Genomic DNA, 10,249 nt, shown 5'->3' with positions numbered 1-10,249 from the left:
CAAGCAAATGATGGGCTGTCGCCAGTAAATGCCGAAAATCGGCTTAAATCTGTGTCCGGAATTTGTTGACCACTACAAAGGGGGTTTTTAACTGACTCATAGCTGAAAGCTTTACGGAACCCCCAGCCTAGCTGGGGGGGTTCTCTTTACAAAAAAACAGGCCTTACGACCTGTTTTTTCAAAACGATAGATTAAATTCGTTCTTCTGTGGCTGCACAGAATATCGATATATTCTGTAGATTTAGGTGTAAATCCAATTTATCACCATTTTTAATCTCTATGTTTGCATCCAGCTTGGCTCTGAGTGGTTGACCATGCATATCAAACTCTGCAAGTGTTTCCGAGCCTGTCATTTCGAATGCATTAATTGGTAGGTTCATTTCGTAGTGACTATTTAAAGGAGACTGCGTTACATGCTCGGGTCTAATACCAAAAATAACCTTACGATCTTCCACTGGCTTAGACGTGAAGTTGTAATCGTTAACTGGAATCCACACATCATCTACTAATACACCCCAAATATCGTCTTTCTTATGTAATGTTCCTTTCAATAAATTGATTTGCGGAGCACCCACAAACTTAGCAACAAAGACGTTATCTGGCTGATTGTATATTTGATAAGGAGTACCAATCTGTTGAGGTATCCCTTTGTTTAGCAATACAATTTTTGTTGCTAAAGTCATAGCTTCTATTTGGTCATGTGTTACGTAGATGATTGTTGAATCTAGAGTATCATGTAGTTTCTTAAGCTCTAGGCGCATCTCTCCACGCAGCTTTGCATCTAGGTTCGACAATGGTTCATCAAACAAAAACACCTTAGGTTTACGCATTAATGCACGCCCAATCGCGACACGCTGTCTCTGACCTCCTGATAGCTGTGCAGGTGTACGATCAAGTAGGTGTTCAATCTGAAGCATCTCTGAAACTTCTTGTACTCTCTTCGCAATCAGATCTGCTGGCTTCTTATTAATTTTCATACCGAAGCCAATGTTCTCAGCAACCGTCATATGAGGGAAAAGCGCATATGACTGGAATACCATTGCAATATCACGGTCTTTTGGATCAGCAAGTGTTACATCTTTGCCACCTATAACTACTTGTCCAGATGTTACATCCTCTAATCCAGCAATCAGCCTCAAAAGTGTTGATTTACCGCAACCTGAAGGACCAAGAAGAACAGTGAATCCACCTGCTTCCATTTCTAGATCGATGTCATTAAGGATGACGGTTTTACCAAAAGATTTATTTAGTTGTTTTACTTCTACAGCATGCATGTTGCCATCCTCGTTTTATATATTCTTAAATTCGGTTGTATAGTTATCTATCTCTGCGATACGCTTTATCATTTCCAAACACGCTCGTCCATTATGATAAGGACATTTCCAAGGTTCGACTTTAGGTAAACCCTTATAAGTTTGTCCGTTGCGTTTTACTTTCCAAAACCACTCGCCATTCACTCTATCTTTCAACTGCCGTTGAATGATGTTCCAGCAACCTAAAGCATTATCCAACAATAGAGGAGTCTTCTTCTTTTGATAAGCATTGAAAAAGCCCACCATCGCTTCTGCTTGTACCCACCAAATTCGGTCAGAATCTAACAAATGGCCTTCTCGTAATTCATTGAATACAGCTCCATCACGATCAAGACCCTCAACACTAGTAACACAAGCCATATCGTAGCTTTGACCAAATACTTTTTCTGCTAGGTCTCTGTTCTTAAGCTGCTTTGCTGCGTCGTCCATTAACCAGGTGCCTTCGATATCGTGTCCATAGGACACATCACCTGAAACGCAATGCCAATCACGTGTGAAGAACAAACCATAGTGAAGCGTTTCATCTACTACTTTTTCAGACATAAGTTGGCAAAGAGCAGATAATTTAGCTTCAACTTCTTCGCTTTTAGTTACCTGAAATAATACCGTATACGCTTCTAATACATGTAAATGTGTATTCATCGATTTCTCAGCGAGGATACCTTCGGCAGTATCACATACAAGTTGATTCTCAATTGGATTCCAGTGTTTATCAAAAGCCTCTCTGTATCCACCGTATGTCACATCAAATGCATGCTCTTCAATAAGCTTGAACAGATTCATCGCAATCTCTACAGCTTCTGTTTTACCAGACGCTAGATAAAACTCACTAAGAGCATAAATAGCAAATCCTTGGTTATAAACATGCTTCTGCGAATCCGTAACGTTACCATTTTTATCTAAAAGCCAATATACACCACCTTTATCAGCGTCTAGAGCTTTATCTATCATGAATTGATAACAATGTTCTGCCGCAGCAAGGTAACGTTCATCTCCTAATACTCGATATGCAAAAGAGAATGTCCAAAGAATTCTTGAATGAAGTAACACTGCCTTTTCATGTTCAGTATCAATGTTACCCGTATAATCTGCATAACAGTAGAAACCGCCAAGATGCTTATCTTGCATGTTCAACCAAAAATCAAGAATACCAGTGGCTTCGTCAGTGATTTCAGCCTTCCACTTTTTTAAATCTAACATACTGTTTTCTCACAAATAATTTAATATTCAGTATTGATATTTCAATTCTTCTTTACTAATCCACAGTAAACCGATGGTACAAAACAATGCTGGAGACACGCTAAACAACATACCGACAATAGGGTTGATAAACAGTAGAAGCATCCCTACTAGAAAAACAATTATCGTCATTACGACGACGCGTTTCTCTTCTACCAGTAGGACAAACGCATTTTTCAAATCATCTATTAGGCCATTCGTTTTATAAATACTTAACTGAACCAATGTGCAATAAGTTAATACCAACATAATGACCGCGATAGGTAACCCACATAACATGACGATTGTCGAAATACCTTCTAGGTTTATGATCGCCCAGTTGATGTACCAAAGAAGAGAGAATGCAGGTAGCAGTAGCGTCAAACCAGATCTGTTACTTCGGAAAAACTCTTCTCGATAAATCGGCAATGCGTCTGTAAAGGTAACTTTTGCAGTGCCATTGAGATACTTTCGGATCAAATAGCAAACTGTGACTGTTGAAGGCAAAACACCAAACACGCCCCCACCCAACAAAGAAAACACAAGCCAGATGACATTTAGCCAGGCTAAACGTGTAATCCAATGACAAGCATTTATAAGAGAGGATGAGTTCATAATACATTTACCCTTTTACGGCACCGTTAGTTACACCAGAATAAATTTGCTTCTGAAGTGTAAGAAATACAACGATTGATGGTACTAAAATAATGACAATCCCTGCTGAAATAGTCGTCCACTCAGTACCAAACACCGATGTGAATTTATACAAAGCTGTAGATACAGTAACTTGTGAAGATTCAGGTAAGTACAGTAACGGGAAGTAGAAGTCGTTATAGATAAATATCGTTCTAAGAATAATAATCGTCGCAATCGCAGGCTTAAGTAACGGCAGGATTATCGTTCTATAGATTAGAAAATAAGACGCCCCTTCCATTTTCGCGGCTTCATCTAACTCTTCAGGGATACCTTTCATGAACTGAAGGAACACATAAATCATAACTACATCTGCACCAATATATAACAGTACCACTGATGCTTTGTTGTTGATTAATCCAAGGCTTTTAATCACTTCAAACGTCGCTACTTGAGTTGTAACCGCTGGGATAACCATCGCTACAACATAAGCGAGTAACACAAGCTTTTTACCTCTAAACTCAAATCGAGATAGTACATATGCCACTTGAGTCCCGAACACGATAGTGAAGAACAGTGAAACCAACAAAATTGTGCCTGTGTTTAAGAACGCTAACCCCAAATCTCCATCAGTGAAGACTTTAATGTAGTTAGTAAAGTTCATAAACGTTTCAGGAAGTCCAACCTTACTTGTATTGTAATACTCGTCTAATGTCTTAAACGAAGCCATTAGTACTGAATACGGAGGAACCAACACTGCAAATGATGCCAATATTAAAGTCATGTACTTGAATAACGCCCAAAACACCCAAGATGGATTAGACATATTCTTTTTAAATCGAGCTTTTTTCATAAAACGCTTAGAACGCTCAACTTTTTCAACTACAAGCTGCTCTTCGTGGGTCATAGTCGATGTTTGATCTGACATACTACTTTTCCTCTTTAAACAACACTTTTTGAAGAATCATAAACAACACAACTATCATAAGTAGCAGCACAGCCATTGCTGACGCTAAACCAAAGTCATTGAAATTAAATGCTGTTTCCAGAGTTGCCATTACAAAGGTTTTTGTTCCGTTTGCACCTTTAGTAATGATCATAGGGATTTCGAATACTGATAATGAGCCAACAAATGCCAATAGTACTTGTAAGCCAATAACGAGTTTTATTGATGGTAGTGTAATAAGTCGGAATTGCTGCCAACCGGATGCACCTTCTATACGAGCGGCTTCATATTGGTCTTGTGGTATAGACTGCAATACACCATAGAAAAGGATAAGGTTGAAACCTAAATATCTCCAGATTGACGCCGCTACAAGTGCCCAGTTAACAACATCCCTATCCATCAACCACGGTTGAATCAAGTTATCTAAACCAATAAGTATAAGGAAGCTATCTAGTGCACCATCAACTTGGTAAAAAATCTGAAATACCATTGATGCGGCTACAGCGTTAAGAACAAACGGAATGAAAAGTAACGTTTTGAAAAGGTTTCTACCTGCTAGTTTGGAGTTAACAAGTACAGCGAACCAAAGTGAAAGTACTAGCTGAATAACAGCACCAGCAAAGTAGTATAAAGTTACAAGTAGCGGATTAAGCTGATCTGGTTCTTCCCATAAATACGTATAGTTATCCAGTCCAATAAAGTTCTTAACAGGTGCATAGCCATCCCAATCTGTTGCACTCATGTAAAAGAGTTGACTTGCTGGGTAGTAAGAGAAAGTAAACAGCAGCGTAAGCGGAATCGTCAAGAACATCACGATGATTAGCCTCTGCTGTTGCTTTAACGTTAAGTTAAACATATAAGCTCCCAAAAAATATCCAACCAGCTAGCCTTTAATATAGCGTACGGTTGAACTGATTCATCTCATTTTCGAACAAATCTTAACGTTACGATTTTATCATAGCAATCACACAATACTGTCATATAAGGTTAATGTGAATCTGATCAATAAACCAAGGCCTACATCCAGCTCATTTGTGATCAAAGCCCACATATGAAGCACTTGTTAAATGTGATCAATTACTCATTGTCTTACGTCAAAGAACAAATCGAAACGTTACGAATTAATATTTAAACCTTAGGCGATATCGTCTAGGTGACATACCATAGAATTTACGGAAACGATGGGTGAAGTTATTTGGATCTTGGTAGCCTAATCTTAAAGCTATCATTTTGACAGACCAGTCTTTGTTCCCCAATAGATCAGCAGCTTTACTCATTCTTAAATGAATTAAGTAGTCTCTAGGAGTCATACCTACAATTTGCTTTACTACTCGATTTAATTGCTCTGTACTTAAGAACACTGAAGCTGCGATATCAGCAACATTCCAATCTAGGTGAAGCTGGGATTCAATTGTATTTAACATACTAAGGACTCGCATTTGAGTGTCCGAAACGTCGATCTCAACATTAGAGAGTATTTTAACCAACTCACTCAGCATCATTTTTCTAAATGCTGACCTTCCACCAATTTCGTTATAAATTAACGATACAAGAGACCAAACAGATTCGGCAACATCAAAGTTTAATACCGGGCGAAAGGACTTACCTATATTCGTCCATTTTTCAACGTCATTAAGCAATATCCAAACCATATTCCAGGGCTTTGACTGATCGTTCAGTTCAAATCGAAAAGGCTTACCTGCGGGTAAAAAGGTAATTGTATCCACACTTATTTCAACAATGGATTCAGGAGTATGTAAAATCCCTCCCCCATCAAGCGTTATTAGAACTGTGTGCACTTCAGGAGAAATCCTTTCAACGCCATACCCATTCTTTAGTTTTGCTAAGCCTGCCATAAAAATATCAAATTGTTTCATTTCAGGTATATCTGACAAAACGAGAAAGCGTTCCTGGCATTCAGGCGCTAGAAATACGTCATCTTTCCACTTTCTCGGTAACTGAGCAACATCATCAATGACAGATTTGCACAGATTTTCATTTGTTTGGAACATTTCGTTTTATGCCTCAGAAGCTTAAAGTTGAACAGTCTCATTTTCTTATCAAGGTTACCAATTTGTCATGAATAGAATCTACTTAACACCAGAAACTTCTAGAGTTTTGTCGAAAACAATCAAAATTGGTGTACCCGTAGCAATTCAAAGTGCTCTAGTAGCTATTTTAGCTTTAGCTGATGTCTTGATGGTTGGTAACTTTGGTAAAGAGGCTACGGCAGCGGTAGGTCTCGCTTCTAAGTGGCATTTTGTCGCTATTATGATAATGGCGGGTCTTTCAACCGCTAGCAGTATTCTAGTTGCCCAGTATTGGGGAAAAGGTGATCGTAGTACAACTAAAGCTGTAACCTTAATGGCAGCTAAAACTGGTGTTTGGATTTTAATTCCAGTCACCGCAGCTTTTATCATATTTTCAGATTACATTCTTAACCTTCAAACACGAGATATAAATGTGATCGCATTAGGAAGCGATTATCTAATCTATGCTTCACCAGTATTGATACTCACTCATTTAGTGATTGTTCTGGAATCAACACTACGCTCTACTGGTGATAGTTTTAGTCCCTTGGTCATTGCAGCAATCACAATAATCATCAATATCTCTCTAAATTACTGCTTAATTAACGGCATCTATACGTTAGAACCTATGGGGGTAGCTGGCGCGGCATTGGCAACCACTATATCTAGAGCGGTACAGATCATTGTCTTTCTCAGCTATTTAGGATTCCGACAACATTGGCTCAAAAATACCAACATCAGCAATCTACATGCTAAATGTCTATATAAGAAATATATAACCTTAGCGATACCAGCAGTTTCTGGTGTTGTTCTTTGGGCTATTGGAACCATGTTGTATCAAGTAATCTTTGGGCATATGGGAACTCTGGAGCTTGCAGTCTTTAGTGCTCTAGGACCTTTTGAATCATTATGCTTCTCCCTATTTTTCGGTCTATCTGTAGCGTGCTCAGTGATAATTGGACAACATCTTGGACGTGCAGAATTCAATGATGCTCAAGCTGTATCTAGACTCTTTACAAAAACTTTCGCGATATTGGGTATCGCAACAACAGTTATCTTATTGGTATTTCAACCTTGGTTCTTATCAGCTTTAGGTTTAGACACCCCTGACTACACATTACTGTCTAAACCTGCAATGACATTACTCAGCATCGCTGTGAGCCTTAAAATGCTTAACATGGTAATTATCAACGGTATATTACGAGCAGGCGGTGAAAACAAATTCTGCTTGCAGATGGATTTTGTAGCCATGTGGATGTTCGGTCTTCCATTTACAGCAATTTCAGCCTTTATATTCCATTTAGCCTTCGAAGAAGTTTACGCGATGATGTTATTGGAAGAAGTAATAAAATTGACTTTATGCTGGCGACGATACAACAATAATTTATGGTTGAGAAACTTAACTGAACCTGTTTCGGCTTAGTTATTCGCTGACGATATTAATAACCACCAACTTGATCTGCACCACTAGTTTTGGACACCGAGTTAAGTGAGTACAATCACTAACGAGGTGAACAATGACAACCAAGAATACAAGAATCAAACACACTCCTGAATTTAAAGCTGAAACCCTTAAATTAGCTGAAAAGATTGGTGTGGCTGCAACGGCAAGACAATTATCGCTGCACGAATCCCAAAATCTATGCATGGCGAAAAGCCTCGAAGAAAGATATCAACACCATTGATCGAGAAAAAGAACTGGCTGCTGAAAACGCTAAGCTTAAAAGGCTACTCGCTGAGCAAGCAGAGGAGCTAGAAATCGTAAAAAAGGCCGCCACCTACTTCGCGAAGCATCTAAAATAGATTGCTATGAATTTATGCTCGAACACTTATTAAACTTCCGTATAACCAGTATGGTTAAGGTGTTCGATGTTTCACGAAGTGGGTTTTATTACTGGATTAAGCACCGTCATAAGACAACGAATAGTGAGACATTTCGCCAACGGCTTGATTGTAAGGCCAAGAAAACTTTTGATAGCAGTAAGGCACGAGGCGGCTCCAGACGAATTCAAAAGGAACTGGCTGAGAACGGTGATGAGTACGACGTAAAAACCATTACAGCCAGTATGAAACGGCAGGATTTAACGCCGAAAGCTGCCCAAAAATTCAAATGCACGACAGACAGTAACCATGAAATGCCTGTAGCCCCGAATCTTCTTGCTCAGAACTTTGACGCTTCAGCCCCAGGCTGGTGATATCAACTATCTAGCGACGAGTGAAGGCTGGCTGTATTTTGCGGTAATTATCGACCTTTACTCAAGACAAGTGATTGGCTGGTTTATGGATACTCGCATGACTGCAAAACTAGTCTGTGATGCGCTATCAATGTCGTTGTTCCGACGGGGCTTCCCAAAACAAGTTATCATCCATAGTGACAGTGGTAGTCAGTACTGCTCTAAAGATTATAGAGATCAGATAACCGCTTATAATCTAAAGCAAAGTATGAGTAGGAAAGGTAATTGTTGGGATAATGCTTGTGTCGAGAGCTTCTTCCATTCAATATGAGCCATATCATGACAAGAAGCGAGATGCGTCAAACGATCTTTGAGTACATAAGTGCGCATTTATTTCTGATTTATAGAGGATTACTGTTGACAAGGGGGAGTCCACATAAGATGCCCGCGATGGTGCGCAGAGTTCAACGATCACGAAAGAGCATGGGGCAATCTCTTTCCGACTCTCACGCCTTTTGGCTACAGCGTGTTAACCACTTCCGCTGTTTCATCACATAACGCACCTTGAGCGGATTCACTTATGTTCATCATGTTGACTACCTAGACTCACCCGACTTGTGTTTATCAGGAGGATCGTCCTCTCACGATTTAGCTCTCGATTGGCAAATACCAACCTTCGTTATATTGTCAGAGCCGCTACTTTATTCAGGCTCCTAGGTTCATCTGGTGATACAGATGGTTCACACATCAAGCGGTGAACAGCGATTCATACGACTTCACGTCGCACGACCCATTGTGTGTTTCTAAATGATACATTTTAGAATGGGAAATTATTCATACTAACGTGTAATGCTGGCACCAAAGAGCAACTACATAAACTCATTATTATCAATTTTAAGATTGCTTTTGATGAATTCAATGAATGATGAAATCCTCAAAGATGTTGCTGAGTGTTTATAGTAAATGGCATGAATGGGTTGTTCAACTCTGAGGGAAGAATCTTTGAACAACTCAACCAAACGACCATTTTTCCTATCTCGATATGTAATAAAGTCAGATAAACATGCTATACTTGGCTCCGCTTAATGCTAAATGCCGAATGACCTCACCATTATCTCCTTGTAAGTTACTCGTTGCTTTAAAGACCTTGTCGATTTCATCTTTAAGCGGCCAATTTTTCAGAATATCAGGCTTACTGAACCCTAAAAGCTTATGGTTGGATAGTTCATCGCCTCGTTTTGGTATACCAAACTCTTTAAGATACTCAGGACTCGCAAGAATGCGTATCCTGCTGTTACCAATAAATACTGCTCTTAATGTTGAGTCTTTAAGTTGACCAATACGAATAGCGATATCGATGTGCTGTCCTACTAGATCAATGTTTTCTTCGCTTGTAGTAAGATCTATTTCAACGTCAGGATAAAGCGATTGATAACCGGAAAGACAAGGAGCAAGTCCGTGAATGGCAAAGGGCGTCGCTGTATTAATGCGTAAAAGACCTGAAGGCATATCTTTCTGGGCTTTCAATTGGTGCTCAGCTAAATCAACCTCTTCAAGTATTCTTCGTACTCTTTTTAAGTAAACACATCCTTCAGAAGTAACACTCAGTCTACGCGTAGTCCGACTCAATAAAGTTGTTTCTAGTTTTGCTTCTAGCCTTGAAATAGTTCTGCTCACTGCGGCTGGTGTGATGGAAAGGATTTCTGCTGCTCCTCTCACGGTTCCAGTATCTACAACAGCGACTAGCGCTTTCATCTCATTCAAAGTCGACTTCATTCGTTACGTTTTGTAAATTTAAAATTAACAATTATTAACTTTAGTCAACTTACTTTGCCAAGTAAAGTTTGTGCTAATACTATAGTGGTTTAATGATCCCGGACACCAAGTTAGGTGGTAAAGTCTCCACTGTAAATAAGGTGTTCAATGACAAAACGA

8 protein-coding genes and 1 pseudogene are annotated in these 10,249 nt (G+C 39.3%); 2 read left to right on the top strand and 7 right to left on the bottom strand.

Annotated elements, in window-relative coordinates:
• Positions 1 to 191: 191 nt before the first annotated feature.
• From ACRQQK_RS14120 to ACRQQK_RS14095, 6 genes are all read right to left on the bottom strand, one after another.
• Positions 192 to 1,274: an ABC transporter ATP-binding protein gene (locus tag ACRQQK_RS14120; protein WP_457512445.1), complete on the bottom strand. Its 1,083-nt coding sequence runs from the start codon at positions 1,272 to 1,274 to the stop codon at positions 192 to 194.
• A 15-nt stretch (positions 1,275 to 1,289) separates the two neighbouring features.
• A complete protein-coding gene (locus ACRQQK_RS14115) occupies positions 1,290 to 2,513 on the bottom strand; it encodes an AGE family epimerase/isomerase (RefSeq protein ID WP_457512443.1) in 1,224 nt (407 codons plus the stop codon).
• Positions 2,514 to 2,540: 27 nt separating this feature from the next.
• Positions 2,541 to 3,146, bottom strand: a complete 606-nt coding sequence (locus ACRQQK_RS14110; protein WP_457512441.1) for a YesL family protein — start codon at positions 3,144 to 3,146, stop codon at positions 2,541 to 2,543.
• A gap of 7 nt (positions 3,147 to 3,153) precedes the next feature.
• On the bottom strand, positions 3,154 to 4,092 hold the full coding sequence (locus ACRQQK_RS14105) for a carbohydrate ABC transporter permease (protein ID WP_457512439.1): 939 nt from the start codon (positions 4,090 to 4,092) through the stop codon (positions 3,154 to 3,156).
• Between the two features lies 1 nt (position 4,093).
• Positions 4,094 to 4,966 carry a carbohydrate ABC transporter permease gene (locus tag ACRQQK_RS14100; protein WP_261927959.1) on the bottom strand — a complete coding sequence of 291 codons (873 nt, stop codon included), beginning with the start codon at positions 4,964 to 4,966 and terminating at the stop codon, positions 4,094 to 4,096.
• Positions 4,967 to 5,231: 265 nt separating this feature from the next.
• Positions 5,232 to 6,122 (bottom strand): helix-turn-helix domain-containing protein, encoded by an 891-nt coding sequence (locus tag ACRQQK_RS14095; RefSeq protein WP_457512436.1) that lies wholly within the window; start codon positions 6,120 to 6,122, stop codon positions 5,232 to 5,234.
• A gap of 67 nt (positions 6,123 to 6,189) precedes the next feature.
• On the opposite strand from ACRQQK_RS14095, the gene ACRQQK_RS14090 reads away from it, so the two are divergent.
• Together ACRQQK_RS14090 and ACRQQK_RS14085 are read left to right on the top strand one after the other, a co-directional pair.
• Positions 6,190 to 7,563: an MATE family efflux transporter gene (locus tag ACRQQK_RS14090; RefSeq protein WP_457512434.1), complete on the top strand. Its 1,374-nt coding sequence runs from the start codon at positions 6,190 to 6,192 to the stop codon at positions 7,561 to 7,563.
• Between the two features lie 94 nt (positions 7,564 to 7,657).
• Positions 7,658 to 8,695: pseudogene (locus tag ACRQQK_RS14085) on the top strand (IS3 family transposase); the annotation flags it as partial.
• Between the two features lie 672 nt (positions 8,696 to 9,367).
• Here ACRQQK_RS14085 and ACRQQK_RS14080 read toward each other — a convergent pair.
• A complete protein-coding gene (locus ACRQQK_RS14080) occupies positions 9,368 to 10,069 on the bottom strand; it encodes a LysR family transcriptional regulator (RefSeq protein ID WP_457512447.1) in 702 nt (233 codons plus the stop codon).
• Positions 10,070 to 10,249: the final 180 nt, after the last annotated feature.

It is taken from the genome of Vibrio sp. C8, from assembly GCF_054051265.1.
Note: the sequence above shows the minus strand (reverse complement) of the source record. Positions and strands in the feature narration are given on the sequence as shown.